Source organism: Plantimonas leprariae (assembly GCF_008802405.1).
In the GTDB taxonomy this organism is placed as follows: Bacteria; Pseudomonadota; Alphaproteobacteria; order Rhizobiales; family Rhizobiaceae; genus Plantimonas; species Plantimonas leprariae.
In genome coordinates, this window is the sequence record NZ_VZDO01000010.1 from 66,624 (window position 1) to 92,073 (window position 25,450).

A 25,450-nucleotide genomic window follows, 5' to 3' on the forward strand; every position below is an offset into this window, starting at 1 on the left:
CCTCAGCTCCCGCGATAGGTCGAATAGCCGAAGGGCGAGAGGAGCAGCGGCACGTGGTAGTGCGCGCCTTCCACCATCCCGAACCGGATCGGCACCTCGTCGAGGAACGGCGGCTCCGGCAGTTCGCGGTGGTGCCGGCGCAGGTAGTCGCCGGCCCGGAAGACGATCTCGTAGGTCCCCGGCCGGAACGCCTCCCCGGCGAGCAGCGGCGCGTCGCAGCGGCCATCGGCATTGGTGACGGCTTGCGCGAGTTCCTCGCGCCCGGCTCCATCCAGCCGGAACAGCGCCAACGCCAGCCCCGCCGCCGGGCGGCCCAGCGCGGTGTCCAGCACGTGCGTCGTCAGCCTCGCCTGCCCGTTCTCCGCCATCCGCGCCCCGTCTCCTGTCAACCGCCGGAGTCTGCACCCCGATCGCGGCAAAGGTAAAGCGAAACGCTTCAAACCTAGCCCGCGAAGCCGTATGCATGCGGCAGACCCGAGGATCATCGCCGGTGACGACCGACCTTTCGCCGAACCGCTATCCCCGCGACATGCGCGGTTACGGCCGTAACGCCCCAGACCCGCAGTGGCCGGGCGGCGCGAAGATTTGCGTGCAGTTCGTCGTCAACTACGAGGAGGGCGGCGAGAACTCGGTGCTGCACGGCGACGCGGCCTCGGAAGCCTTCCTGTCCGAGATCGTCGGCGCGCAGGCCTGGCCCGGCCAGCGGCACATGAACATGGAGTCGATCTACGAATACGGCAGCAGAGCCGGTTTCTGGCGGCTCTGGCGGATGTTCACCGAGCGCGACATGCCGGTCACGGTCTACGCGGTCGCCACCGCGATCGAAAAGCATCCGGAAGCGGTCGCCGCGATGCAGGAGGCCGGCTGGGAGATCGCATCCCACGGCCTGAAATGGATCGACTACCGCGACTACGACAAGGCCGCCGAGCGCGAGCACATGGCCCGCGCCATCGAGATCCACGCGGCCGTGACGGGCGAGCGGCCGCTCGGCTGGTATACCGGGCGCTCCGGCCTCCACTCGATCGATCTCGTCGCCGAAGAGGGCGGCTTCCTCTACTCCTCCGACGCCTATGCCGACGACCTGCCCTACTGGCAGGACACGGTGCATGGGCCCTTGCTGATCCTGCCCTACACGCTCGACTCCAACGACATGCGCTTCGCGACGCCGCAGGGCTTCAACACGGGCGACCACTTCTTCGACTATCTCAAGGATGCCTTCGACTGCCTCTACGAAGAAGGGGAAAAGGGCGCACCGAAGCTGCTGAACGTCGGCCTCCACTGCCGGCTCGTCGGCCGACCGGGCCGGGCGCGGGCGCTCGCCCGCTTCCTCGATTACGTGAAGGGCAGACCGGACGTCTGGGTGGCGCGGCGGATCGACATCGCCCGCCACTGGCGGGAGCGCTTCCCCTACGACCCGACCCGCCTCCGCCCCTCGCAGATGAGCCGGCAAAGTTTCGTCGAGACTTTCGGCGGCGTGTTCGAGCACTCGCCCTTTCTCGCCGAGCGCGCCTTCGACGCCGGCCTCCACGCGGCGCACGATTGCGCCGAGGGCCTCGCGGGCGCGCTCGTCGCCGCCTTCCGCCGCGCCGGTCCGGAGGAACGGCTCGGCGTCCTTCGCGCCCATCCCGATCTCGCCGGCCGCCTCGCCCTCGCGAGCGGCCTCACCCCGCAATCCACCGCCGAGCAGGCCTCCGCCGGCCTCGACGCCTTGAGCGAAGCCGAGCTCGCCCGCTTCACCGAACTGAACCACGCCTATACGGCGAAGTTCGGCTTTCCGTTCATCGTCGCGGTGCGCGGGCGCTCGAAGACGGACATCCTGTCCAGTTTCGAGGAGCGGGTCGGCCACGATCCCGAAGCCGAACTGGTTACGGCCGCCCGTGAGGTGGAGCGGATCGCCCGGCTTCGCATCGCCGCCATCTTCGGGATTGCAGCATGAGGGCGCTGCCCGTCGAACCCCTCGCCATCGAGGCCTTCGAGCCGTTCGGCCACGTGATCGAACCGGATGCGGCGCGGGAGATCCGGCTGATCAACGGCGGCACGACCACCCGCTTCCACGACATCGCCGACGTCGACGTTTCCGCCGCCGGCGGCCGGCCGCTGATCTCGATCTTCCGCGGCAAGCCCTTCGCCTTTCCGGTGGCGATCCGCATGATGGAGCGCCATCCGCTCGGCAGCCAGGCCTTCGTGCCCCTGTCGGACCGGCCGTTCCTCGCGGTGGTCGCGCCCGATGCGAACGGCCGGCCGGGCGCGCCGCGCGCCTTCCTCGTCACGGATCGTCGCGGCGTTTCCTACGCCCGCAACACCTGGCACCATCCGCTGATCGCGCTGGAAGCGGTCGCGGATTTCCTGGTGATCGACCGTGGCGGTGAGGGAAACAACCTCGAGGAAGCGGACTACGCCGAGCCGTTCACCATCGCCGGCCCTGCCTGAGCCTCACGCCTCTTCCTCGATCTCGACCTGCGCCACTGCCGACGCGCCGCCGTTGAGACGCGACGCGGTCGCGTGGCCGAGCGCCACGGCCGCGACGCAGAGCACGACCGAGAGCGCGACGTTCAGCAGCGCCCGGCCCGTCGCCCCGCTCCGCATCAGGTCGAGCGTCTGGAGGCTGAAGGACGAGAAGGTGGTGAAGCCGCCGCAGATGCCGATCATCACGAACAGCCGCCAGGTTTCGGAGGCCGGATACCGGCCGGAGGCGAGCGTCAGCGTGCCGAACAGCCCGATCAGGAACGAGCCGGCGATGTTGATGACGATCGTTCCCCACGGAAGGTTGCCGCTGATCGGCAGGGCGGCGAGCGACACGAGATAGCGCAGGAGCGTGCCGAGCGCGCCGCCGAGCATCACGACGAGGCAGGTGGTGAAAGACATCCATGGCTCCCATCAAGACGGCATCGTTCCCGCCCGGCCCATCCGGACGGCGCGACGCCGATCGGTTGACAGGAGTCATCAGCCCGCAGGCGCGGGCGGTTGTCGGGGGACCCCATCCCCATCGGTGTCGTTCTAGACGCCAAGCGGCGCAGCGAGCAAGCGCCGGATGCGGAGCCGGTTCGGCGACGGCTTCCGTCAGGCGGCGGATGCGAGGTCCGGCAGTCCGCCTGCGCGGCTGAGGAAGGCGAGGATCTCGCCGAGACCGGCCCCGCGCGACAGGTCGGTGAAGACGGTCGGCAGTGGCCCACGCCCCTTCGCGGCATCGGCCCGCATCCGGTCGAGGTCCGCGCCGACATAGGGCGCGAGATCGGTCTTGTTGACCACGAGGAGATCGGAGCGGGTGATCGCCGGACCGCCCTTCCGCGGAATATCGTCGCCCTGGCAGACGGAGATCACGTAGATCTGCAGGTCGACGAGATCGGGCGAGAAGGTCGCGGCGAGGTTGTCGCCGCCGGACTCCACCAAGATCAGGTCGAGATCCGCGTGGCGGGCGCGAAGCTCCCGGATCGCGGCGAGGTTCAGCGAGGCGTCCTCGCGGATCGCGGTGTGCGGGCAGCCACCGGTCTCGACGCCGAGGATGCGGTCGGAGCTGAGCGCCTGCCGCCGCACCAGCGCCTCGGCGTCTTCCGCCGTGTAGATGTCGTTGGTGACGACGGCGATCGACCAGCGCTCGCGCGCTGCCTTGCAGAGCTTCTCGACCAGCGTCGTCTTGCCCGAGCCGACCGGGCCGCCGATGCCGACGCGCAAGGGGCCGTGGTTCGATGTCATGCGCATTCCCCAACGCGGGCGACGAGGCTAAACTCAAGTGACTCCTCATTCATCGCCAAAGCATTGATCATGAAAAGGCCGATCTTCGGCCCAGCGGTTCTCGAAATCTCGTCCATGCCTCGTCTCAAGAGGACAGGCTTGCCGGACGAAATCAAAGTTCGCCAGCGCCCGCTCGTATCACGTGCCCACCACGGCGTTTCGCTCCCCTTCTTCGTGTCCCGATATTTCAGGGACTTCCAGTTCACGTTGACTCCATCCTCAACGATAACGACGGCGACGTACGGATCCTCGTCATCCATGCGCAATTCCGCACGCCCGTTCTCGACCCTCGCGATCCAAGAGCCGCGATCTTGATTGACGCGAAACTTAGTCATGAGCGGAAGAGCCTCGTCCTCAGGGTTTCGTGCCGCATCGCGGCGATGTCGGAAAGGGTGGCGGCGGAACCGAGATCGTACGGCGAGGACGCGGCCGCGCGGGCCGCGGCGGCGAGGATCGCCGGCTCCAGTTCGCGAAGGATCAGCGTCGCGCCGGTCTGCCCGAGCGGCACGAGGCGCACCGCCGCCGAGACGAGGTTCGCCGCGAAGGCCCCGGCGAAGGCGACGAGCGCTTGCCCGAGTGGGATGCCGCTTCGCGCCGCGGCGAGCGCGACGGCGATCGGATAGGGGGCGTCGCCGGGGATCGCCGCGTCCCACGGCGCGACGGCGAGCGCGAAGGCCTCGCCCAGCGCGAGGATCTCCGCCCGGCGCTCCCGCGAGCCGGCGAGCGCCCGGGCGAGATCGACGGTCTCGACGAGCCGCGCCGGGTCCGCGGCCGCACGATAGCCTTCGGCGAAGAGCACGAGGTCGTTCCAGCCGCTGCCGCGCGCAAGAAGGAAGGCGAGCCAGTCGCGGGTCTCCGCCGCCGAGCCGAGCCGCCCTTCCGCGACCGCCGCTTCCAGCCCGTGCGACCAGGCGAAGGCGCCGGTCGGGAAGCCCGGCGACAGCCAGAGCTGGAGCCGCAGCGGCGCCGCGGCGGCGGTCTCGAGCATGCGGGCGTCAGAGATGCGAGCCGCCGGTCAGCGGCCGGCTCTCGTCGCCATGGGCGTGGTGGCCGCCATAGGCGCCGCCCTCCGGATCGAAGGGTGCCTCGACCTCCTCGACGCTTCCCCCGAGGCCGACGGCCATCTCGCGCAGCACCGGATCGCGCCGGACGAGCAGGTGGTCGGCCATGATCGCCGCGGGCGTGTGGCGGTTGCCGAGGTGCCAGGCGAGGCTGAGGAGATGCGCGGCGTTGCGGCCGCGCACCGCGTAGAGCGGCTCCGGCTTGGCGATCACCCTGACGAGGCGGCCGTCGTCGAGCACGATCGCGTCGCCCTCGCGCAAGAGCCGGGCATCGGCGAGGTCGAGCAGAAAGGCGATGCCGCCGTCGCTCACCATCGCCATGCGGCGGCGATGGCGCTGCGTCTCGTCGAGCGTGATCGTGTCGGCCGCCTGGAACCCCTCGCCGCGTTCGCGGATCGTCTCGGCGCGGATCATGCGGCGGCCTCCGGATAGAAGTCGGGATCGAGGATGTCCTCGACCGTGAAGGGGCAGGCTTTCGGAAAGGCCGACGTCGGTATCCGCGTCTCGTCGACGGCCTCCTCGACCGCATGCGGATATTCTTCCTCCGTAACACTCCGAAGGGTAGAACGCAGACTGGGGCTGTCGCGCAAGAGCAACAGGACTTGGCGGCGCTGCTCGCGAATAGTCCGGCGCCAGCCGCTCTTGCGCTTGATCGACTGGAACTTCCATTTCAGCAGATGGTGAAGCAGTACCCGAAGCCGGCTGTGCAGTTCGCGCCGATCACTCTTGCCCAAGCTCTCGATTTCCTCCGCCGCGTTCTCCCAGTCGATGCCGTTGTGCGCCCGGGCGCGCAGCCGCGCCGCCTGGTCTACGGTCCAGGCGTAGAAGTCCTCCTCGTAGGGCACCGGCTTCTTCTGGGGTTCGGCCATGGTCAGTCGACCTCGGGATAGAAGTCGGCATTGAGGATGTCCTCGATCGTGAAAGGACAGGCGAGCGGGAAGACGTTCTCCGGAAGTTGGGTCTCGCCGGCCGCCAGCAGACGGGCCGAGTCGTACTCTTCGGCCAGGACCTCGCCTGGATGGCGGTGGAGGCTGGGGCTGCGACGAAGGCGTCGGTGCAATCGACGGCGTTGCTCGACGATGGTTCCCTTCCAGCCGCTGGATCGGCCGTCCGGCTGGTAGGCCCATTTCAGGAGACGGATGACGAGAACGTTCAGGCGGCTTTCGATCTCGCTTTCTTCCGAATTGCCCAAGCTCGTCAGTTCCTCCGCCGCGTTGTCCCAGTCGATATCGCCGCGGTTGTCGAACGAAGCGCGCGCCCTCAAGCGCGCCGCCTGGTCTACGGTCCAGGCGTAGAAGTCCTCCTCGTAGGGCACCGGCTTCTTCTGGGACTCGGCCATGGGCTGAAATCTAGAACAGGAAGTAGCGCTGCGCCATCGGCAGCACGGTGGCGGGCTCGCAGGTGAGGAGCTCGCCATCGGCTCGGACCTCGTAGGTCTCGGGATCGACCTCCACCTTCGGCGTCGCCGAGTTCAGCACCATCGATGCCTTCGAGATGCCGCCGCGGGTGTTCTCGACGGCGAGGAACGCTTTCTCGCAGCCGAGCTTCCCGCGCAGCCCCTCGTCCAGTCCGGCTCGCGAGACGAAGGTCGCGCCGATCGCGCCGACCGCCTTGCCGTAGGCCCCGAACATCGGCCGGTAGTGCACCGGCTGCGGCGTCGGGATCGAGGCGTTCGGGTCGCCCATCGGGGCCGCCGCGATCATACCGCCGAGCAGCACGAGTCCCGGCTTCACGCCGAAGAAGGCCGGGTCCCAGAGGACGAGGTCGGCGCGCTTGCCCACCTCCACCGAGCCGATCTCCCTCGACATGCCGTGCGCGATCGCCGGGTTGATCGTGTATTTCGCGACGTAGCGCCGGGCACGGAAATTGTCGTTGTCGCCGGTCTCTTCCGGCAGCCGCCCGCGCTGGCGCTTCATCTTGTCGGCGGTCTGCCAGGTCCGGATCACCCCCTCGCCGACCCGGCCCATGGCCTGCGAATCGGAGGCGATGATCGAGAAGGCGCCGAGGTCGTGGAGGATGTCCTCCGCGGCGATCGTCTCCTTCCGGATGCGGGACTCCGCGAAGGCGATGTCCTCGGGGATGGCGCTGTCGAGGTGGTGGCACACCATGAGCATGTCGAGATGCTCCTCCAGCGTGTTCACCGTGTAGGGCCGCGTCGGGTTGGTGGAGGACGGCAAGACGTTCGGCAGGCCGCAGACCTTGATGATGTCCGGCGCGTGGCCGCCGCCGGCGCCTTCGGTATGGAAGGCGTGGATGGTGCGGCCCTTGAACGCCTCCACCGTGTTCTCGACGAAGCCGCTCTCGTTCAGCGTGTCGGTGTGGATCATCACCTGCACGTCGTGGTCGTCCGCAACACCCAGACAGCAGTCGATCGCGGCCGGCGTCGTGCCCCAGTCCTCGTGGAGCTTCAGCGCGCAGGCGCCGGCCTTCACCATCTCGACGAGCGCGCCCGGCCGCGAGGCGTTGCCCTTGCCGGAAAAGCCGATGTTGATCGGCAGCGCGTCGACGGCCTGGAGCATCCGCGCGAGGTGCCACGGCCCCGGCGTGCAGGTGGTGGCGAGCGTGCCGTGCGCCGGCCCGGTGCCGCCGCCGAGCATCGTGGTGACGCCGGAAAAGAGCGCCTCCTCGACCTGTTGCGGGCAGATGAAGTGGATGTGGCTGTCGAAGCCGCCGGCGGTGAGGATCTTGCCCTCGCCGGCGATCGCCTCCGTGCCGGGGCCGACCACCACGGTGACGTCCGGCTGCGTATCGGGGTTGCCGGCCTTGCCGATGGCGGCGATGCGCCCGTCGCGCAGGCCCACATCCGCCTTGTAGATGCCGGTATGGTCGAGGATCAGCGCGTTGGTGATCACGGTATCGACCGCGCCCTCGGCTCGGCTGAGTTGCGACTGGCCCATGCCGTCGCGGATCACCTTGCCGCCGCCGAACTTCACCTCCTCGCCATAGGTGGTGAGGTCGCGCTCCACCTCGATGAAGAGTTCCGTATCGGCGAGCCGCACCCGGTCGCCGACCGTCGGTCCGAACATCGCGGCATAGGCGGAACGGCTGATTCTGGCTGGCATCGGGCGACCTTGCTGAGCGGGCGCGGCGATCCGAGCCGATCGCGCCGGCTTTGTCAAAGCCGACCGGCGTCCCTATCTGCCGGGAAAGGCCCCGCGACATACCGGAGGCGGACTCCATGCGAATTCCCGAGGGCGCGACCCTCCTTCTGTTGGCGGCGATGCTTCCCCTGCCCGCCCTCGCGCAGCCCTTCGAGCCCGGCCCGACCTCCAGCGTGCCCGGCTCGTCGATGGCGGGCGCGCGAATCGACGGCGCGCCGCCGACCCGTGCCGGGCCGCGGATCAAGGACGCGCCGATCTTCGGCGACACGGTGGAAGAGCGCGCCTACGGCCGCGAGTACGACAACAGCTACCTCCGCCCCCGCGTACCGCGGCCGGACGGGGAGCGCTCGAATGAGGCGGTGGCGACGCAGGGTCGCGCCGACCTCAACCCCGTGAATGCCGGCGAATTCGCGACCGGCGGCCCGAACGCGATCGGCGCCTCCAGCGTCACGCGCGGCTCGAGCTTCAGTCGGGGCGGCCGGGCGCGCATCGTCGCGCCGGCTAGGTAAACGCACGAACGCCGAACACGGCGCGGAATGAAACAACGCGTCCCTCGCGCGTTACGCCGACAGCAGCCATGCCCGCGCCGCCCGGTTCGGCGCGGACGATCAGGATCCGGGAGTCACCCATCATGACGAAGACACGCATCATCGCCGCCTCGATCCTCATGCTCGCCGCAGCGGCCCCCGCCTTCGCCCAATCGGCGGGCGGCGGTGGCGGCGCCGGCGGTGGCGGGGTCGGCGGGGGCTCGGCCGGGGGTGGCGGCATCGGCAGCGGCGGCGCGAGCGGCATCGGCGGTGGGACGGGAGCTGGCGGCGTCGGCGGCGGCGGTACGGGAATCGGCGGGAGCGGCATCGGCGGCTCCAGCACGACGCCCACCTCGCCCTCGCCCGTTTCGCCCGGCACCACGAGCGGCACCGGCGCGACGTCGGGCAGCACCACGTCCGGCTCGGCGGGGGGCGTCGGCGGCGCCTCGCCCGGCGCCGGCACGACCGGGACCGGAGCGGCAGGAGGCACCGGCACGACCTCCGGGACGGCGAGCGGAACGGGGACGGGAGCTGCGGCCGGCACCGGTCCCACCAGCGGCGGCGACATCTCCACCAGTTCGCCCGCCAGTTCCAACACTGGCGATACGGGAGCGTCCGGCGGCGACACGTCGCTCTCGACGCAGTCCACCGCGACCGCCGGCCAGACCAACCTCAACTCGGTGAATGCGGGTTCGGTCGCGACCTCCGGCAGCCCGAACACCGCCTCCGCCAGCGGCGCGACGACGATCGGCGGGGGCACCGGCAACGGCGGGCTCGGCAGCAGCGGCACCGGCACCGCGACCGAAGGCGGCGCGGCCGGTGCCGGGCGGCCGGAGGACTACCGCATCCCGAAGCCGCCGGTCGCGGTCGACATCGGCGGCATCCGGGGCGCGCTGGGGTCCGAGCCGAGCGCGACGCCCCGCCCGAACGGCGACTGAGGGTTGGAGCGGAAAGGGCGCGCGATCAGAGCGCGCCCATCACCCGGGCGTTGAAGCCGTAGACCTCGCGGCTGCCGCGGAAGGGCACGAGCTGGACTTCGCGGGTCTGGCCCGGCTCGAAGCGCACCGCCGTGCCGGCCGGGATGTCGAGCCGCTGGCCCTGCGCCGCCTCGCGATCGAAGGCGAGCGCCGGGTTGGTTTCGGCGAAATGGTAGTGCGAGCCCACCTGCACCGGCCGGTCGCCGGTGTTCGCGACTTCCAGCACCGTGACGGCAAGACCCTCGTTCAGGACGAGCTCGCCGTCGGCGGTGAGAATCTCGCCGGGAATCATGCGGGTCAGCCGAGCATCAGGGCGAGGCCGGCCGCGGCCGTGCCGGCGCCGAGGAGCCGTCCGAGCGCGGAGCCCGCCCAACCGCCGCGGCCGAGCGTGAGGCCGAGCCCGATGCCGGCCGCGTGGAGCGCCGCGGTCGAGAGGACGAAGCCGAAGCCGAAGGACAGCGCGCCGGCGCCGCCGAGCTCGGAGGCGTGCGCGACGCCGTGGAACAGCGCGAAGAGGCCGACGAGCCCGGCGCTCGCGGCCACCGGCAACCGCGCGGCGCTCGCCACCAGGACGCCGAGCGCGAGGACGGAGGCCGCGATCATCGGCTCGACGAAGGGCAGGGTGACGCCGGCGAGGCCGAGCCCGAAGCCGACGATCATCGTGCCGACGAAGGCGGCCGGCACCGCGTAGACCGCCCGGCCGCCGCGTTGCGCCGCCCAGAGGCCGACCGCCACCATCGCCAGGATATGGTCGAGGCCGGTCAGCGGATGCGAGACGCCGGCGAGCAGCGAGCCGTGCTCGGCCGGGTTCAGGTGGGCGAAGGCGGGCGCCGCGCCGGCGAGAAAGGCGGCGGCGGCGGTGGCGGCGGCGAGACGTTTCGGCATGGATGTTCCTCGGATCAAGTCGAACAGCGGTGCCCCGGCTTGGGTCGCACCGGTTATAGGGCGACCATGCGCGGCTTCGTCCCGGCTGTCAAAAGCGGGCGGGCCGAATTTTCGTGTGCGGGACCGCTTCAGGCCTCGAACCGGTCGCCCCAGTCGAGACGGCGCGCAACGGCGAAACGGGTCTTGTCGCGCTTCGCGACGGTCTCGACGGACGCGGTGCCGTCCGGCCGGCAGAGCTTCAGGGCGATCGCCGGCTTCGAGATCGCGGGAGGTGCGACGATCCGCGCCGCCCGGGACTCCTCGGGCGGGGCTCCCCGCAGCGCGACGAGATACGCGAAGCGCTCGTCCTCGAAGGGCAGCGTCGCGCCCTTCGCCGCGATATGGGCGCGGCGGCGCGGCAGGCGCTCGGAGAAGTGGCACCAGTCCGGCGGAACCAGCGGACAGGGTTTCGCGTGCGGGCAGGGCGCGAGGATATGCGCGCCCGCCGCGAGAAGCCGGCGTCGCGCGGCGAGGATGCGGCGGTAGCCGTCCGGCGTGCCGGGCTCGACGATCGCGAGCGCCTCCGCCGTCCGCCCCCACATCCGCTCCGCCAGCGTCGCCGCCGCGTCGAGGTCGAACTCGGCGAGGACGTAGCCGAGGAGCACGAGGTCGAAGCGCTCCGCCGTGTCCGCCGGCGCGGCGGAGCGGCCGAGTTCCACGCTCGCCTGCCGCAACCGGAACGCCCCGCCGGCGGCGGCGGCGAAGCGTCCGGCCTGCGCGAGGAAGGCGGCGTTGCGGTCCTCCTGCGCGAGAACGGCGAGCTCGTCGCCCCAGGCGTCCAGCGCCGCGAAGCCGGCGGTGCCCGGCCCGCAGCCCGCGTCCAGCACCGAGCGCGGCGCGAATTCCGGCAGGAGGTCTCGGATCTCGGCGAGGACGCGGGAAGCGCTCGCGAAGGTCGCCGGCATCCGGGCGACGGCGTAGGCCAGCGCGTCCGCCTCGCCCGCCACGGCTTCGCGCGAACCGCGCCCGGCGCGGTAGGTCGAGGTAATCCTGGCGGAGCGCTCGGCGAGATCGCGGCGGGCACGGCCCTCCAGCTCGCTCTCCACCGCGCGGGCGAGCCAGATCGGCAGGTCGGCCATCGGATGCCGCTAGCGGATCGGCTGGTGCACCGTCACGAGCTTGGTGCCGTCCGGAAAGGTCGCCTCGACTTGGACGTCGTGGATCATCTCGGCGATGCCCTCCATCACCTGCGCGCGCCCGACGACGTGCGCGCCGGCCTCCATCAGGTCGGCGACGGTGCGGCCGTCGCGCGCGCCCTCCACCACGAAGTCGGAGATGAGCGCGATCGCTTCCGGGTGGTTCAGCTTGACGCCGCGCGCTAGGCGCTTCCGCGCGACTTCCGCCGCCATGGCGATCAAAAGCTTGTCCTTCTCGCGCGGCGTCAGTTGCATCGGCGGCTCGTCCTTCTCGTCAAAGCGACCATACGCGCGGCAGCCCGCCCTTGGCGAGAGTGGCGAGCGCGGGAACGAGGCGTTTGCGCAGCGAGAAACCGTCGGCGGCCGCTAGCCGCGCCACGAGAAGCCCGTCGACGAGGCTTGCGCCGCCGTGCTCTCCGAGTTGCTCGCGCAGCGGCGCGACGAGGCTTTCCGCTCGCTCGTCCTGCACGAGGAGGCTCGCGAAGGCCCGGGCGCCGCCGAGCCCGGCCTTCGCGATGCGGCAGCTCTCGATGTCGCCGTCGAGCCGCGCTTCCTCGGCGAAGACGAGCCGCCCCTCGCGCCGCACCCGCCACGAATCGCGGAAGAGGCCGGTGCGCACCGTCTCGCCCATCAGCGTCCGGCCGAGGATGACGCTTTCGCAGAGGAGGAGCCGGCTCGACGCGGCGAGGTCGACGTCGAGCCGGCGGCGCAGCCGGCCGCCGTCGAAGAGGATCGTCTCCTGCGGCAGGTAGGCGAGCGCGGTCTCAGCGCCGACATGGAGCCGGACCGCGACCTCCGCCTCGCCGGCGGCGGCGCGATAGACGCGCTCGGCGGCCTGCGTCGTCAGCGTCAACGCCGCGCCCTGCCCCACGACCGCGGCGTCCAGTTGCAGCCGGTCGCCGCCGGTGAGGCCGCCCGCCGTGTTGATCAGGACGCCCTCCAGCCGCCCGCCCGGCAGCCGGGGGAAGCGCAGCTTCAGGCAGCCCGCCTGGTGGAGGCGCTCGAGCCGCGTCGGCCCGTCCGCTGCCGCCCGCACGGAAACGGCGGCGCGGCCCGCGGCGCGCTGCAGCGCCGGGGACGCTTCGACGACGCTCAAACCGGTTCGAGCTTCTGGTGCGGTTCCGCCGGCAGTTCCACCGCGATCGGATCCCCCGCCGCGACCTCGCCGCCGCGCAGCACCACCGCCATCACGCCGGCTTTCCGCACGAGCCCGCCGGCCGCGTCCCGGTCCAGCACCGCGTGCATCAGCCCGGAGCGGAAGCGGTCGATCTGGGCGCAGGGGTTGCGCAGACCGGTGATCTCCACCACCGCCTCCGCGCCCAGCCGCAGCCTGGTGCCGCGCGGCAGGGCGAGAAGATCGACGCCGCCCGTCGCGACGTTCTCGCCGAGATCGCCGTGTTTCACGTGAAACCCGAGCGATTCCAGCTCCTTGAACAGTTCGGTATGGATCAGGTGCACCTGCCGGAGGTTCGGCTGCGTCGGGTCGCGCCGGACGCGCGACAGGTGCTGGACGGTGCGCCCCGCATGCGCGTCGCCCTCGACGCCGAGCCCTTCGAGGAGCCGCAGCCGTTCCACCGGCCGTTTCGAGAAGCGGTGCGTCCCATCGGCGGCGAGCCCGACGACCCGCCCCCCTCCGCCCGCTCGATCCGGTTCCAGCATCAGCACCATCCGCGTTTGGTTTTCGCGCCGCCCGCCGCTATAGAACGGGAAGCAGGGGACGGGAACGCGAAAACGAGTCCATGGCTCGGGTGCTTGGGTGGGATGTCGGCGGCGCGCATCTGAAGGCGGCGCTGGCCGAGGATGGCGAGGTGGTGGGCGTCTGGCGGGTGCCGGCGCCGCCGGACCGCGACCTCGCCGGCTTCGAGGCGGCGCTGGCGCGGATCGCCGCCGAAGCGGGACCCGCCGACCGCCACGCGGTCACGATGACGGGCGAACTCTCGGACGTCTTTCCCGACCGGCGCGAAGGCGTCGCGGCGCTGGCGCGCGCGGCGCGCGGCCGGCTCGGCGAGGGCGTCGTCTTCTATGCGGGACCGGCCGGTCTCGTCCCCGACCCGGAAGCGAGCGAGGCTGTCGCCTCGGCGAACTGGCACGCGGCGGCGCGGATCGTCGCGGAGCGGATCGACGCCGCGCTGTTCCTCGCGATGGGGTCCACCACCACCGACATCACGCCCGTCGCGGGTGGCGCGATCCGGGCCGAGGGGTTCGGCGACGCCGAGCGCCTCCGCTTCGGCGAGCTCGTCTACCAGGGCTTCTCGCGCACCGCCCTGATGGCGGTGGCCGAGCGGGTGCCCGTCGCCGGAGCCCGCGTACCGGTGATCGCCGAGCCGCTGGCGACGATGGCGGACGTGCGGCAGGTACTGGCGGCTGTCGCCGACGAGGACGAGCCGGCCGACGCGCGGGCGCGGATCGCGCGGATGATCGGGCGCGACGCCGCCGAGATGCGCGACCACGATTTCCGGACGGTGGCGCACGCCTTCGCCGAGGTGCAGCTTCGCCGCCTTCACGACGCGGCCGAACTGGTCCTGTCGCGCGGCGACCTCGAGCCGGACGCGCCGGCCGTGGTGGCCGGGGTCGGGCGCTCGGTGCTGAAGCGCCTCGCGACGCGCCTCGACCGCGGCGTCGTCGACTTCGCCGATCTGGTGGAATGCCGCTCGGCGCTGCGCGACGATGTCGGCGAGGCGGCCGCCGCCGCGGCGCTGGCGATCATCGCCGGGCGCGGCTGACGGAAAGCGCTACTCCGCGGCGTTGAGAAGGTCGCCGGCCCGGCGCAGCTCGCGGCCGGGGACGGCGCCCTCCGAGAACCGCTTGCCGGCGAGCGCGATGTCGTTCGGCCCGGCGAGGAAGACCCGGGTCTGCGGCTTCAGGAAGGTCAGGAAGGCGGGATCGACCATCTCGGCATGGACGAGCGTCTCGACGGTGGCGTTGGCCGGCACGTCGAGCTGCTTGACGAGGAGCAGCCGCGCATTGGCGTACTGGCCCGCGAACCAGGCGGCGATGGAATCGGAGGTCACGTCCGGATTGGTGCGGATGGCGGCTTCCCGGAAGGCCGGCACGGCGGGCAGCCAGACCGGGATCTTGTCGGCCGCGAAGGCGGCCTCCAGCGCCGCCGTGTCGGAGGCCGTCACCATCCGCGTGCCGAGGCTCTTCAGGGCGAAGCCGAACTGCTCCATGGCGAGGATGTTCATCGCCTGCACGGCTTCCTCGTCGTAGCCGATGCGGTGCTGGTAGCGCCGCACCGTGTTGGCGAAGGGCCCGCCGCCCGGCATCACCACCACCTTCCCCTTCGCCGTCTCCACGGCCTCGATCCAGCGCACGAAATCGGGCGAGGATGCCGAGGAGCCACCGAGCTTGACGACGAGGACGTTATCCATGAGCGCAAAGCGCCGCGATGCGGCGCCTCCTGTTGATTCGGACGATCCCAGAACGGTCGTCTCTCCTTTCCGTCCAGGAGATCCGGTCGAACGTCCGGCTACCTTAAGGCGGTAAAGGGGCAAGCCGCAACACGGCCGGTCGGTTCCTGACTATGCATCGTGAATCGTCGCTGCAATGCAAAAAACCCGAGCGATCCTATCGGCTTCGCCGGATTTCGATACCCGCCGCGCCGGGTCCGAGATCGAGCTTTTCCACCCGCACGGTCACGGCGGCGACACGCTCGTCGGCGAGAATCCGCGCCGCGATCGCTTCGGCATGGCTTTCCACCAGCTCCACGTGGCCGCGCTTTTCGCTTGCCCGAATCGCCTCGATCATGAGGTCGTAGGAATAGTAGCCTTCCGGCCCCCGCGCCCCCGCGCCGACCGGAATCTCCGCCTCGGCCGAGAAGCGCACCCGCTGCCGCCGCCCGTGCTCGTGCGCGAAGACGCCGATCTCCAGTTCGAGAACGAGATCGCGCACGAAGACGCGGTCGATGCGGGTGCCTGCCTCCATGCTCAGAGCCCTTTCCGCATGCCGCCGTCGACGCCGTATTCGGAGCCGATCGAATAGGTCGCCTTGTCGGAGCAGAGGAACACGAAGAAGTGCGCGACCTCGGCCGGCGAGGCGAAGCGCTTGATCGGCGCGTGCTCGTCGGCGACGCCCTGCAGGTAGCCTTCCCAATCGCCGCCCGTGTCCGCCGTCAACTGCTTCGCCGTCTTCTGCCAGTCGGGGGTCAGCACGAGGCCCGGATTGACGCAGTTGACGCGGATGTTGTCCGTCACGAGCTCGGTCGCGAGGCATTTCGAGAACATCATCAGCGCCGACTTGGTGACGTTGTAGATCGGTTCGTACCAGAGCGGCTGCACAGCGCAGATCGAGGCGTTGTGGAGGATGACGCCGCCGCCGCGCGCCTTCATCTGCGGCGCGAAGCCCCGCGCGAGCCGCACCGCCGCCATGACGTGGAGGTCCCAGTACTGCTGCCACTTCTCGTCCGGCGCCTCCATCACCGTCTCGTTCGAGCCGGTGCCGGCATTGTTGACGAGGATGTCGGCGCCGCCGAATTCCTCCGCCACCGCGCCGACCAGCGCGGCGGTGCCCTCCACCGTCGCGACGTCGGCCGCGACGCCGATCGCGCGGGTGCCGAACCGGTCCGAGATGCGCCGCGCCTCGTTTTCCGCGCGCTCGCCGTGCCGCGCCGCGAGGACGACCTCGGCGCCCTCCGCCGCCAGCCCTTCCGCGATCGCGAGGCCGATGCCGACCGAGCCGCCGGTGATCACCGCGACCTTGCCTTTCAATCCGAGATCCATCTGACGCCTCTCGCCGTTGCTTCGCTTCCCTCTTCCCCTAAGCTTGCCGAGGCGTCAAACCGGGAGTCGCGGGATGCGGGTGTCGAAATTCGCCGGGGCCCTTCTCGCCGGGTTCCTCGTCCTCCGGGCCGGCGCGCAGGAGGCGTCCCCGCCCGCCGCCGCGCCGGCGATGCCGGAAGCCGCGACGGGCACGGTCGCCAAACCCCTCGTCCGCGCGAAGGAGCAGATGGTGGTCGCGGCGCATCCGCTGGCGGCGGAAGCGGGGCGGGCGATCCTGCGGGAAGGCGGCAACGCCGCCGACGCGCTGGTCGCGGTGCAGCTCGTGCTCGGCCTCGTCGAGCCGCAGTCCTCCGGGCTCGGCGGCGGCTCGTTCCTCGTCTGGTGGGACGCCGGCGCGAAGCGCCTCACCACCTTCGACGGGCGCGAGACGGCCCCGGCGCACGCGACGCCGAAGCTGTTCCTCGGGGAGGACGGCCAGCCGCTGAAGTTCGTCCCCGCCGTGGTCGGCGGGCGCTCGGTCGGGACGCCCGGCACCGTCAGGCTTCTCGCCACCGTCCACGCCCGCTACGGCAGGCTCGCCTGGCGGCGGGTGGTGGAGCCGGCGATGAAGCTCGCGCGCGAGGGCTTCCCGGTGTCGGAGCGGCTGCATTCGCTCCTCGCCGAGGACCCGGACCTCCTGAAATCCGAGTCGATGCGCCCGTATTTCTTCCCGGACGGCCAGCCGCTCGCCGCCGGCGCAATGGTGCGCAATCCCGACTACGCCGCCGTCCTGGAGCGGATCGCGCGAGACGGCCCCGCCGGCTTCTACGAGGGCGAGACGGCGGCGGCGATCGTCGGCGCGGTGGCGGCGGCGAAGGGTATCGACGGGCAGCCGAACCCCGGCACGCTGTCGCTGGACGACCTGAAAGGCTACGAGGTGAAGGAGCGCCCGCCGGTCTGCGCGCCCTACCGCGTCTACCAGATCTGCGGCATGGGCCCGCCGTCCTCCGGCGCGGTGGCGGTCGGGCAGATCCTCGGCGTCCTCCAGCCGACCGACATCGCGGCGCTCGGACCGAAGAGCGTCGAGAGCTGGCGGCGGATCGGCGACGCCTCGCGCCTCGCCTTCGCCGACCGCGGCCGCTACCTCGCCGACGCGGACTTCATGGCCGTGCCGGTGCGCGGGCTGCTCGATCCCGGCTATCTGGCGGACCGTGCGAAGCTGCTCGACGGCACGACCCGCGCGCTGCCGGACGACGAGGTGAAGCCCGGCGACCCGGCCTTCGACCACGCGAAGCTGGAGCGAGGCGACGACGCGAGCCTCGAACTCCCCTCCACCAGCCATTTCGCCATCCGCGACCGGGACGGCAACCTCGTCTCGATGACGACGACGATCGAGAACGGCTTCGGCTCGCGGCTCTTCGTCAGCGGCTTCCTCCTGAACAACGAGCTGACCGACTTCTCCTTCGCGACGCAGGAAAAGGGAGCGCCGATCGCCAACCGCGTCGAGCCCGGCAAGCGGCCGCGCTCCTCGATGGCCCCGACGATCGTGATGCGGGACGGCGCGCCGGTGCTGGCGATCGGCTCGCCCGGCGGCTCCTCGATCATCGGCTTCGTCGCGGAGGCGCTCGTCGCCGTGCTCGACTGGAACATGGACGTCCAAGCCGCGGTGTCGCTGCCGCACCTCCTCCACCGCGGCACGGCTTTCGAGATCGAGAAGGGCACGGAGGCCGAGACGCTGGAGCCGGCGCTGAAGGGCCTTGGCTTCGCGACGAAGGTGGTCGACCTCAATTCCGGCCTCCACGCGATCCGGATCACGCCGGAGGGACTGGAAGGCGGAGCGGACCCGCGCCGCGACGGCGTCGCGCTCGGCGATTGACTTGGGCGAGGAGGTCGGCGCACCTGCCGCGAACCAATGGGAATGCCGCGATGCAGACGATCTTCGTCCAGTTCAAGTGCCGGCCGGGCCGGGCCTACGAGGTCGCCGACCGGCTGGTGCAGGAGGTGGAGGAGATTTCGGAAGTCTATTCGACCTCCGGCCATTACGACCTGATCGCGAAGTTCTACCTCGCCGACGACCAGGACATCGGCCACTTCGTCACCGAGCGGCTGCAGACCGCCGACGGCATCGCCGACACCTTCACCACCGTCGCCTTCAAGGCGTTCGGGCAGGGGTAGAAGGCGAGGCGGCCCGCTTCAGTCGACGAAGGCGCGCTCCACGACGTAGGTGCCGGGGCTGGAGTTCGAGCCCTCCACGAGGCCGAAGCGCTCCATCAGGCTAGCGGTCTCCTTCAGCATGTCCATCGAGCCGCAGATCATCGCCCGGTCGGTCTCGGGATCGAGCGGCGGCAGCCCCAGGTCCTCGAAGAGCTTGCCGGTCTCAATGAGAGTCGTGACGCGCTCGCCCTTCGCCGCGCCCTCGCGGGTCGCGGTGGAATGGAGGAGGAGCTTGCCGCCGGCGAACTCGCGCATCAGCTCGTCGGAAAGGATGTTGTCGACCAGCTCGCGCCCGTAGGCGAGCTCGGCCTCGGTGCGGCAGGTGTGGGTGATCACCACCGTCTCGAACTTCTCGTAGATGTCCGGGTCGCGGGCGACCGAGGCGAAGGGCGCGATGCCGGTGCCCGTCGAGAACAGGTAGAGGCGCTTGCCGGGCAGGAGCGCGTCGGCGACGAGCGTGCCGGTCGATTTCTTGCGCATCAGCACCGTGTCGCCGGGCTGCACCTTCTGCAGGTGCTCGGTCAGCGGGCCGTCCGGCACCTTGATCGAGAAGAACTCGAGTTCCTCGTCCCAGGCCGGGCTCGCGATCGAATAGGCGCGGTAGACCGGCTTCTCGGCGTTCGGCAGGCCGATCATCACGAACTCGCCGGAGCGGAAGCGGAAACCGTCCGGCCGGGTCATGCGGAAGCGGAACAGCCGGTCGGTATAGTGCTGCACCTCCGTCACTTCCTGCGCGAAGACCCCGGCGGGAATAGGGAAGGCTGGCGCGGCGGCATCGATCGTCGCGGTGGCGGACACGGTCATCGGCAGTTCGGTTCCGTTCTGGTCGGGCGGGAAGTCGGGGCGGAAGATAGGGATTCTCGCCTGTCGCGGAAGGCGGTCCCGTCACGTGCCGTTCGCATGCCCGAAATCGCCGGCGCCCGCGAGGACTGGTTTTCTCAAACCAGCACCGGACGGGGAATATTCTGCGGGGCGGCGAAGACGCGGCGGTAGCGCTCGATCTCGGCGGGGTCGCCGGTCGCCTTCGCCGGGTTGTCGGACAGCTTCACCGCCGGCCGGCCGTTGGCGGAAACGACCTTGCAGACCAGCGAGATGGCTTCGAGCCCCGAGCCGCCGTGCGGCTCGATGTCCCGGAAGTCGTTGGTGAGGTTGGTGCCCCAGCCGAAGCTCATGCGCGAGCGCCCGGCGAAGTGCCGGTAGGTCGCCTCGATGCCGTCGACGTCCATGCCGTCGGAGAAGACCAAGAGCTTCTCGCGCGGGTCGACGCCGTGCCGCTTCCACCACTCGATGATCTTCTCGCCGCCCTCGATCGGCGGGGCGGAATCGGGGCGGAAGCCCGTCCAGTCCGTCAGCCAGGCCGGCGCGCATTTCAGGAACGAGTCCGTGCCGAAGGCGTCCGGCAGGACGACGAGGAGGTTGCCGCCGTAGTAGCTCTGCCAGTCCTTCAGGATGCGGTAGGGCGCGTCGCGCAGCTCGGCGTCGCTCCGCGCCAGCGCCGCCATCACCATCGGCAGTTCGTGCGCGTTCGTGCCGATCGCCTCGACGTCGGTGTCCATCGCGAGGAGCACGTTGGAGGAGCCGATGAAGTTCGGGCCGAGCCCCTCCTTCAGCGCCTCGACGCACCAGCGCTGCCAGAGGAACGAGTGGCGGCGGCGCGTGCCGAAATCGGTGATGCGGAGGTCCGGGAGCTGGCGCAGCCGCTCGACCTTCTCCCACATCTTGGCCTTCGCCCGCGCATAGAGGACGTCGAGCTCGAAGCGGCCGTAGTCGCGCAGCGCCGCGCGCGAGCGCAGCTCGTTGATCACGGCGAGCGCCGGGATCTCCCACATCGTCGTGTCGGTCCAGCGCCCGTGGAACAGGAGCTCGAACTGCCCGTCGACGCGCCGCAGCTCGTACGGGGGAAGCTGGAAATCCGCCAGCCAATCGAGGAAGGCCGGGCGGAAGATCTGGTCCGAGCCGTAGAAGGTGTTGCCGGCGAGCCAGATCATCTCGCGCTTCGTCAGGCGCACGGTGCGGGCGTGGTCGAGCTGGGCGCCCAGCTCGTTCTCGTCGATCTCGTCGGCGATCCGGACGCTTCTCGTCCGGTTGATCAGCGAGAAGGTGACGTCGGTGTCGCGGTGGAGGCCCCAGATCATCTGGAGCATCAGCAGCTTGTAGAAGTCGGTATCCAGGAGCGAGCGGACGATCGGGTCCAGCTTGAACGTGTGGTTCCAGACCCGCGTGGCGATGTCGGTCGCGACCATGGTCGAACTCAACTTGTTTTTCGCTTTCGGTTAACCGGACCGCGCGGCAAGCGCTCTACGCCATGTGCTGCGCCACGCCAAGTCCTTTGCGGCCACGACCATGAAACGGCGGGGCGCGGCCCAGCATATCCCGGCATTTGCTTGCGGATCGGAACCAAACGCGCCGTCGAACTCTTTGATGAACCGACTCCGGCGTCGGGGACCGCTCCGCCGCCGTTCCGAAACCGAGGAGACTGTCATGAAGAAGTTGATCGCAGCCGGTGCCATCGCTCTCGGCCTCGTCAGCATTTCCGCCCCGACCTTCGCTCAAGGCATCGAGTTCGGACCGAACGGCGTGCGCCTCAACGACGGCCGCGACCAGGGCCGCAACAACCGCAACGACGACGACGACGGCATCTCGCAGCGCGAGGCGGTCCGCATCGCCCGCTCGGAAGGCCTGCGCGACGTCGATTCGGTCAGCGAGCGTCGCCGCTCCTTCCGCGTCGAAGGTGCCGACCGCCGCGGCCGCGACATCACGGTCGACGTCGACAAGTTCAGCGGCAACGTGCTGTCGGTCCGCTGACCGGCGGCATCCCCGCTATCCTCAGAAAGCCCCGCCCGACCGCGGGGCTTTTTCGTATGGCTCCGCCGTTTGCTTCCTGTTCACGCGGAGCAGCCTAAGATCGCCGGCAGACTTCCGCCACACCACCACCACCGCCGGTGCCGCCGCCCATGCCCCTCATCGATATCGACCTTCTCGGCGTCCCCGCCTTCACGGTGGCGGTCGGCGAGGACGGCAGCTTCCGCTACGACGGGCTGAACGCCGCGAACACGGCGGTGAGCGGCCTGACCAAGGCGATGGTCGTCGGCCGCACGCCCCACGACTACGTTCCCGCCGCGGTCGCCGACCGCCTCGTCGCGAACTACCGGCGCTGCGTCGAAGCGCGCCTGATGCAGGAATACGAGGAGGAGCTGGACCTGCCGGGCGGCCACAAGTGGTGGCGCACCACGCTCTCGCCGGTGGTCGGCTGCGAAGGGCGCATCGTCCAGATCCTCGGCCTCGTGATCGACATCACCGAGAAGAAGCAGGCGGAGATCGAACTACGCTCCGCCGCGTTCAAGGATCCGTTGACCGGCATCTGCAACCGCCGCCGCTTCGAGCGCGACCTCGAAAACGCCGTGGCCAAGGCCCGGGATACCGGGCGGCCGTTCACCGTGGTGCTCGCCGACGTCGACCGCTTCAAGCCGATCAACGACACGCACGGCCACGGCGTCGGCGACGCGGTGCTGAAAGCCATCGCCTGGCGGCTCGCCGCCGGCATCCGCGACACCGACCGGCTGGCGCGGATCGGCGGCGACGAGTTCGCGGCGATCCTTTCGGCGGGAAGCGAGGGGGCGATCGCCGTCGCGCTCGACCGGCTGCGCGGCAAGCTCGCCGGCCCCTTGCGCATCGGCGCGCTCGACCTCATCGTCGGCGTCAGCCTCGGCAGCGCGCTCTGGGCGCCGGCGATGTCCACCGACGACGTGATGGCGGCCGCCGACGCGGCGATGTACCGGCAGAAGGATCTCCGCGCCGCCTGAGGGTCGCGTCCGGCATAGCTGCCCTGCCGCCCTCGCGGTTGCGACGGGTGGCTTGCCGTGCGACAGAGCGGCGGGACGCCGCGCGCCTGTCCCCGCTCGATGCGGGAAACGACGGCCGGCGCCGCCGCCGTCTCAGGATTCGCCAGATGCCCTTCCGCCCGATGTTCCCGCCGCTCGCCCGTGCTCTCGCCGAGCGCGGCTTCGCCGAGCCGACGCCGGTGCAGGACCGCGTGACGGAAGGCGGCACCGAGGCGCGCGACCTCCTCGTCTCCGCCCAGACCGGCTCCGGCAAGACCGTCGCCTACGGCATCGCCGTTGCCGGCGCGCTGTTCGGCGAAGCGGAGACGCTGGGGCCGGCCGGCGATCCCGCCGTGCTCGTCGTCGCGCCGACGCGCGAGCTGGCGCTGCAGGTGGCGGCCGAGCTCGGCTGGCTCTACGGGCAGGCCGGCGCGCGGATTGTCACCTGCGTCGGCGGCATGGACCCGCGCGCCGAGAAGCGGCGGCTCGACGATGGGGCGCATGTCGTGGTCGGGACGCCCGGGCGGCTGCGCGACCACCTGGAGCGCCGGGCGCTCCGGATCGGTTCCTTGCGCGCTCTGGTTCTCGACGAGGCGGACGAGATGCTGAACCTCGGCTTCCGCGAGGACCTCGAATTCATCCTGGAGGCGACGCCGGCTGAGCGTCGCACGCTGCTGTTCTCCGCGACGCTGCCGAAAGCCATCCAGTCGATGGCCGAGCGCTACCAGCGCAATGCCCTGCGGATCGAGGTGAAGGGCGAGGCGAGCGGCCACGCCGACATCGAGTACCGGGCGGTGCGGATCGTGCCGAACGAGATGGAGCACGCCGTCGTCAACGTCCTGCGCTTCGAGGACTCGGCCAGCGCCATCGTGTTCTGCCGCACCCGCGAGGCGGTGCGCCACCTCCATTCCAACCTCGTGGAGCGCGGCTTCACCGCCGTCGCGCTGTCGGGCGAGCTCACGCAGTCGGAGCGCAACGGCACCATGCAGGCGCTGCGCGACGGGCGGGCGCGGGTCTGCGTCGCGACCGACGTCGCGGCGCGCGGCATCGACCTGCCGCGCCTCGGCCTGGTGATCCACGCCGACCTGCCGAACGACGCGGAAGTGCTGCAGCACCGCTCGGGCCGCACCGGCCGCGCGGGCCGCAAGGGCGTCTCGGTGCTGCTCGTGCCGATGTCGCGGCGGCGCAAGGCCGAGCGCCTCCTCGCCGAAGCGGGCCTTCGGGCGAAATGGGAGGGCGCGCCGACCGCGGACGCGATCCGCGAGCGCGACGACGCGCGCCTCGCGGCCGATCCGCTGATCGCCGCGGAGCCGAGCGAGGAGGAGGCCGCCGCGGCCCGCGCGCTCCTCGCGAACCGCTCGCCGGAAGCCGTCGCCGCCGCGCTGGTCAGGCTCTACCGCGACCGCCTGCCGGCGCCGGAGGAGGTGTTCGATCCCGGCTTCCGACAGGACGAGCGCCCGGTCCGCCCGCCCCGCCACGAGGCGGACGGCGAGGGCGGCCGGACGCCCCGCGCCAAGCCCGGCCGGCAGGGCGCGATCGGCCCGGCGGTCTGGTTCCGTCTCGACATCGGCCGGCGCAACGAGGCCGACCCGAAATGGCTGCTGCCGCTCCTTTGCCGGCGCGGCCGGGTGTCGCGCGACGAGATCGGCGCGATCAAGATCTACGACCGCGAGACGAAGTTCGAGGTCGCCGCCGGCGCGGCGCAGCGCTTCGCCGAGGCCGCGCGCGAAACGCGGGGCGGCTCGGACGAGGACGGCATCGCCATCACCCAGGCCGAGGGGAATATCGAGGCGCGGGGCGGCGGCGGCGGTCGTCCGTTCGCGAAGGGGAAGGGCAAGCCGTTCCGCGACAACAAGCCGTTCGGCGAAGGCCGTCCCCCGTCCGAAGGCCGGCCGTTCCGCGCAGATAAGCCGGCGAAGCGTCCGTTCGAAAAGCGTGGCGAAGGGGTGCCGAAGGGACCCGGCGGCAAGCCGAAGCCGAAATTCAAGCGCAAGTCCGGCGGCGAGTAGCGCCGGACACGCGGCTACCGCACGAATTCGGGCGGCAGCGGGTCGATCGCGACCGAGCCGCCGGCGCGCGAGCTCTGCAGCGCCGCGACGCCGACCAGCACCGACATCGCCCCTGCCCGAGAGCCGGCGCGCTGGCGCAGACGGTCGTTCGAGCCCGGCTTGAAGATCATGTCGCGCATGCGGTTGTCGCCGCCGTAGTGGCCGCCCGGCTCGTGCGGCACCCAGATGCGCTCCACCCCGCCGCCGAAGCTCTTGACCAAGAGGATCTCGTCGGCCGGCGGCTCGCTCCAAGGCTGCTTCTCGTATTGCCGCATCTCGATCCGGCCCTTGTGGCCGTTGAAGGCGATGTGGTGCCCCTCGATCGGCATGTAGGTGTTGAGCGAGTAGGAGACCTGCACGCCGCTCCGGTAGCGGATCGAGGCGGTCATCGTGTCCGGGACGTCGATCTCCTCGCGGAACACGCAGGCGTCGCGAAAGTAGCCGTCGACGGCGGACGGCTCCTCGTAGAGCGTGTCGAGGAACGGGTCGGCGCCGAGGTCCATGTGGTAGTCGCAGACCTCGGCATATTCGCAGGTCCGGCAGCGCGGGCCCCGGAACGGCCCCTGCCGCCCGTAGTGGAGGAGCTGCCCGAAGCCCTTCACCTCCTCCGGGTCGGAATCGAGGAACCAGTTCAGGAGGTCGAAATGGTGCGTCGCCTTGTGGACGAAGAGCGAGCCGGAATGCTCGGTGAAGGCGTGCCAGCGGCGGAAGTAGTCGGCCCCGTGCTGGTTGTCCAAGTACCAGTGGAAGTCGACCGAGGTGACCGTCCCGATCGCGCCCTCCTCGATCAGTTCCTTGATCCGCGCGGCGGTCGGCGAGAAGCGGTAGTTGAACGAGACGTCGACGCGCTTGCCGGTGCGCGCCTCCGCGTCGCGGATGCGCTCGACCTTCGCCTTTGTCGTCGCCATCGGCTTCTCGCTGATGACGTTCGCGCCGGCCTCCAGCGCCTTGACGATGATGTCGTCGTGCGTCGCGTCCGGCGTGCAGACGATGGCGAGGTCGGGCTTCAATTCCGCCAGCATCCGGTCGACATCGTCGAAGAGCGGCGCGCCGGAGCCGATCATCGTGCGCGCCCGTTCGGCGCGCATCAGGTTCAGGTCGCAGATGCCGACCAGCTCGACATAGTCGCTCCAGCCGGCCAGCAGCCCCTGCCCCCACATGGTGGTGCCGCGGTTGCCGGTGCCGACGAGCACGTAGCGGATTCGGGTCATG

At 70.7% G+C, this 25,450-nt stretch carries 32 protein-coding genes and 1 riboswitch; of the genes, 10 read left to right on the plus strand and 22 right to left on the minus strand.

Annotation, left to right across the window (positions count from 1 at the left end; all coding sequences use genetic code 11):
• Window positions 1-2: 2 nt before the first annotated feature.
• Entirely contained in the window at window positions 3-368 is a 366-nt protein-coding gene (gene uraH / locus F6X38_RS13135; protein WP_150970284.1) for a hydroxyisourate hydrolase, read from the minus strand.
• Window positions 369-529: 161 nt separating this feature from the next.
• Between uraH and puuE the strand changes: the two genes are divergently transcribed.
• Together puuE and F6X38_RS13145 are read left to right on the plus strand one after the other, a co-directional pair.
• Window positions 530-1,936 (plus strand): allantoinase PuuE, encoded by a 1,407-nt coding sequence (gene puuE, locus F6X38_RS13140; RefSeq protein WP_246191346.1) that lies wholly within the window; start codon window positions 530-532, stop codon window positions 1,934-1,936.
• Window positions 1,933-2,430: an ureidoglycolate lyase gene (locus F6X38_RS13145; protein WP_150970286.1), complete on the plus strand. Its 498-nt coding sequence runs from the start codon at window positions 1,933-1,935 to the stop codon at window positions 2,428-2,430. The genes puuE and F6X38_RS13145 overlap by 4 nt, the downstream gene beginning before the upstream one ends.
• A 3-nt stretch (window positions 2,431-2,433) precedes the next feature.
• On the opposite strand, the gene crcB is transcribed toward F6X38_RS13145, so the two are convergent.
• From crcB to ureC, 8 genes are all read right to left on the minus strand, one after another.
• Window positions 2,434-2,865 (minus strand): fluoride efflux transporter CrcB, encoded by a 432-nt coding sequence (gene crcB / locus F6X38_RS13150; RefSeq protein WP_150970287.1) that lies wholly within the window; start codon window positions 2,863-2,865, stop codon window positions 2,434-2,436.
• 62 nt (window positions 2,866-2,927) lie between these two features.
• Window positions 2,928-2,994, minus strand: a riboswitch (Fluoride riboswitch).
• A gap of 66 nt (window positions 2,995-3,060) precedes the next feature.
• Entirely contained in the window at window positions 3,061-3,693 is a 633-nt protein-coding gene (gene ureG / locus F6X38_RS13155) for an urease accessory protein UreG (RefSeq protein WP_150970288.1), read from the minus strand.
• Window positions 3,690-3,992: a hypothetical protein gene (locus F6X38_RS13160; protein ID WP_161992745.1), complete on the minus strand. Its 303-nt coding sequence runs from the start codon at window positions 3,990-3,992 to the stop codon at window positions 3,690-3,692. Before F6X38_RS13160 ends, ureG begins: the two co-directional genes overlap by 4 nt.
• A gap of 71 nt (window positions 3,993-4,063) precedes the next feature.
• Window positions 4,064-4,720 (minus strand): urease accessory protein UreF, encoded by a 657-nt coding sequence (locus F6X38_RS13165; RefSeq protein ID WP_150970290.1) that lies wholly within the window; start codon window positions 4,718-4,720, stop codon window positions 4,064-4,066.
• Window positions 4,721-4,727: 7 nt separating this feature from the next.
• A complete protein-coding gene (locus F6X38_RS13170) occupies window positions 4,728-5,207 on the minus strand; it encodes an urease accessory protein UreE (RefSeq protein WP_150970291.1) in 480 nt (159 codons plus the stop codon).
• A complete protein-coding gene (locus tag F6X38_RS13175) occupies window positions 5,204-5,638 on the minus strand; it encodes a DUF29 domain-containing protein (RefSeq protein ID WP_246191335.1) in 435 nt (144 codons plus the stop codon). The genes F6X38_RS13170 and F6X38_RS13175 overlap by 4 nt, the downstream gene beginning before the upstream one ends.
• 26 nt (window positions 5,639-5,664) lie before the next feature.
• Window positions 5,665-6,132 carry a DUF29 domain-containing protein gene (locus tag F6X38_RS13180; protein WP_150970293.1) on the minus strand — a complete coding sequence of 156 codons (468 nt, stop codon included), beginning with the start codon at window positions 6,130-6,132 and terminating at the stop codon, window positions 5,665-5,667.
• Between the two features lie 10 nt (window positions 6,133-6,142).
• A complete protein-coding gene (ureC, locus tag F6X38_RS13185; protein WP_150970294.1) occupies window positions 6,143-7,855 on the minus strand; it encodes an urease subunit alpha in 1,713 nt (570 codons plus the stop codon).
• Window positions 7,856-7,971: 116 nt separating this feature from the next.
• Here ureC and F6X38_RS13190 point away from each other — a divergent pair, with 116 nt between their 5' ends.
• Window positions 7,972-8,403, plus strand: a complete 432-nt coding sequence (locus F6X38_RS13190; protein ID WP_150970295.1) for a hypothetical protein — start codon at window positions 7,972-7,974, stop codon at window positions 8,401-8,403.
• On the opposite strand, the gene F6X38_RS23405 is transcribed toward F6X38_RS13190, so the two are convergent.
• On the minus strand, window positions 8,396-8,545 hold the full coding sequence (locus tag F6X38_RS23405) for a hypothetical protein (protein WP_161992746.1): 150 nt from the start codon (window positions 8,543-8,545) through the stop codon (window positions 8,396-8,398). The genes F6X38_RS13190 and F6X38_RS23405 overlap by 8 nt on opposite strands.
• Here F6X38_RS23405 and F6X38_RS13195 point away from each other — a divergent pair.
• Complete coding sequence (locus tag F6X38_RS13195) at window positions 8,526-9,359, plus strand: hypothetical protein (RefSeq protein WP_150970296.1); 834 nt, start codon at window positions 8,526-8,528, stop codon at window positions 9,357-9,359. The two genes, F6X38_RS23405 and F6X38_RS13195, sit on opposite strands and share 20 nt — an antisense overlap.
• Before the next feature lie 25 nt (window positions 9,360-9,384).
• Here the strand turns inward: F6X38_RS13195 and F6X38_RS13200 are convergent, their stop codons facing one another.
• From F6X38_RS13200 to F6X38_RS13225, 6 genes are all read right to left on the minus strand, one after another.
• Window positions 9,385-9,690, minus strand: a complete 306-nt coding sequence (locus tag F6X38_RS13200) for an urease subunit beta (RefSeq protein ID WP_150970297.1) — start codon at window positions 9,688-9,690, stop codon at window positions 9,385-9,387.
• A gap of 5 nt (window positions 9,691-9,695) precedes the next feature.
• Window positions 9,696-10,283, minus strand: coding sequence for a HupE/UreJ family protein (locus tag F6X38_RS13205; RefSeq protein ID WP_150970298.1), 588 nt, complete (start codon window positions 10,281-10,283; stop codon window positions 9,696-9,698).
• Between the two features lie 128 nt (window positions 10,284-10,411).
• Window positions 10,412-11,401, minus strand: coding sequence for a small ribosomal subunit Rsm22 family protein (locus F6X38_RS13210; protein ID WP_150970299.1), 990 nt, complete (start codon window positions 11,399-11,401; stop codon window positions 10,412-10,414).
• A 9-nt stretch (window positions 11,402-11,410) separates the two neighbouring features.
• Window positions 11,411-11,713 carry an urease subunit gamma gene (locus F6X38_RS13215; RefSeq protein WP_150970300.1) on the minus strand — a complete coding sequence of 101 codons (303 nt, stop codon included), beginning with the start codon at window positions 11,711-11,713 and terminating at the stop codon, window positions 11,411-11,413.
• A gap of 19 nt (window positions 11,714-11,732) precedes the next feature.
• On the minus strand, window positions 11,733-12,554 hold the full coding sequence (locus F6X38_RS13220) for an urease accessory protein UreD (protein WP_150970301.1): 822 nt from the start codon (window positions 12,552-12,554) through the stop codon (window positions 11,733-11,735).
• A complete protein-coding gene (locus tag F6X38_RS13225) occupies window positions 12,551-13,117 on the minus strand; it encodes an MOSC domain-containing protein (RefSeq protein ID WP_150970302.1) in 567 nt (188 codons plus the stop codon). The genes F6X38_RS13220 and F6X38_RS13225 overlap by 4 nt, the downstream gene beginning before the upstream one ends.
• Window positions 13,118-13,197: 80 nt before the next feature.
• Here F6X38_RS13225 and F6X38_RS13230 point away from each other — a divergent pair, with 80 nt between their 5' ends.
• Window positions 13,198-14,181 (plus strand): hydantoinase/oxoprolinase family protein, encoded by a 984-nt coding sequence (locus F6X38_RS13230; RefSeq protein WP_150970303.1) that lies wholly within the window; start codon window positions 13,198-13,200, stop codon window positions 14,179-14,181.
• Between the two features lie 9 nt (window positions 14,182-14,190).
• Here F6X38_RS13230 and F6X38_RS13235 read toward each other — a convergent pair whose 3' ends face one another.
• The 3 genes from F6X38_RS13235 to F6X38_RS13245 all read right to left on the minus strand — a co-directional run bounded on the left by F6X38_RS13235 (window position 14,191) and on the right by F6X38_RS13245 (window position 16,176).
• Entirely contained in the window at window positions 14,191-14,829 is a 639-nt protein-coding gene (locus F6X38_RS13235; protein WP_150970304.1) for an amino acid kinase family protein, read from the minus strand.
• Between the two features lie 196 nt (window positions 14,830-15,025).
• Window positions 15,026-15,382 (minus strand): dihydroneopterin aldolase, encoded by a 357-nt coding sequence (locus F6X38_RS13240; protein WP_150970305.1) that lies wholly within the window; start codon window positions 15,380-15,382, stop codon window positions 15,026-15,028.
• A gap of 2 nt (window positions 15,383-15,384) precedes the next feature.
• The gene (locus F6X38_RS13245; RefSeq protein ID WP_150970306.1) at window positions 15,385-16,176 is read right to left on the minus strand and encodes an SDR family NAD(P)-dependent oxidoreductase; all 792 of its coding nucleotides are present in this window, start codon (window positions 16,174-16,176) and stop codon (window positions 15,385-15,387) included.
• Window positions 16,177-16,249: 73 nt separating this feature from the next.
• Between F6X38_RS13245 and ggt the strand changes: the two genes are divergently transcribed.
• A complete protein-coding gene (ggt, locus tag F6X38_RS13250; protein ID WP_150970307.1) occupies window positions 16,250-18,031 on the plus strand; it encodes a gamma-glutamyltransferase in 1,782 nt (593 codons plus the stop codon).
• A 50-nt stretch (window positions 18,032-18,081) separates the two neighbouring features.
• Complete coding sequence (locus F6X38_RS13255; RefSeq protein WP_150970308.1) at window positions 18,082-18,330, plus strand: Lrp/AsnC family transcriptional regulator; 249 nt, start codon at window positions 18,082-18,084, stop codon at window positions 18,328-18,330.
• A gap of 18 nt (window positions 18,331-18,348) precedes the next feature.
• Here F6X38_RS13255 and F6X38_RS13260 read toward each other — a convergent pair whose 3' ends face one another.
• On the minus strand, window positions 18,349-19,173 hold the full coding sequence (locus tag F6X38_RS13260; protein ID WP_150970309.1) for a ferredoxin--NADP reductase: 825 nt from the start codon (window positions 19,171-19,173) through the stop codon (window positions 18,349-18,351).
• Between the two features lie 134 nt (window positions 19,174-19,307).
• Entirely contained in the window at window positions 19,308-20,612 is a 1,305-nt protein-coding gene (gene pncB / locus F6X38_RS13265; protein ID WP_150970503.1) for a nicotinate phosphoribosyltransferase, read from the minus strand.
• Between the two features lie 238 nt (window positions 20,613-20,850).
• Here pncB and F6X38_RS13270 point away from each other — a divergent pair, with 238 nt between their 5' ends.
• The 3 genes from F6X38_RS13270 to F6X38_RS13280 all read left to right on the plus strand — a co-directional run bounded on the left by F6X38_RS13270 (window position 20,851) and on the right by F6X38_RS13280 (window position 24,199).
• The gene (locus F6X38_RS13270) at window positions 20,851-21,174 is read left to right on the plus strand and encodes a PepSY domain-containing protein (protein ID WP_161992747.1); all 324 of its coding nucleotides are present in this window, start codon (window positions 20,851-20,853) and stop codon (window positions 21,172-21,174) included.
• Window positions 21,175-21,323: 149 nt separating this feature from the next.
• Window positions 21,324-22,172: a GGDEF domain-containing protein gene (locus F6X38_RS13275; protein WP_150970311.1), complete on the plus strand. Its 849-nt coding sequence runs from the start codon at window positions 21,324-21,326 to the stop codon at window positions 22,170-22,172.
• A 146-nt stretch (window positions 22,173-22,318) separates the two neighbouring features.
• The gene (locus tag F6X38_RS13280; protein ID WP_150970312.1) at window positions 22,319-24,199 is read left to right on the plus strand and encodes a DEAD/DEAH box helicase; all 1,881 of its coding nucleotides are present in this window, start codon (window positions 22,319-22,321) and stop codon (window positions 24,197-24,199) included.
• A 14-nt stretch (window positions 24,200-24,213) separates the two neighbouring features.
• Here the strand turns inward: F6X38_RS13280 and F6X38_RS13285 are convergent, their stop codons facing one another.
• Window positions 24,214-25,449 (minus strand): Gfo/Idh/MocA family protein, encoded by a 1,236-nt coding sequence (locus F6X38_RS13285; protein ID WP_150970313.1) that lies wholly within the window; start codon window positions 25,447-25,449, stop codon window positions 24,214-24,216.
• Between the last annotated feature and the right edge of the window lies 1 nt (window position 25,450).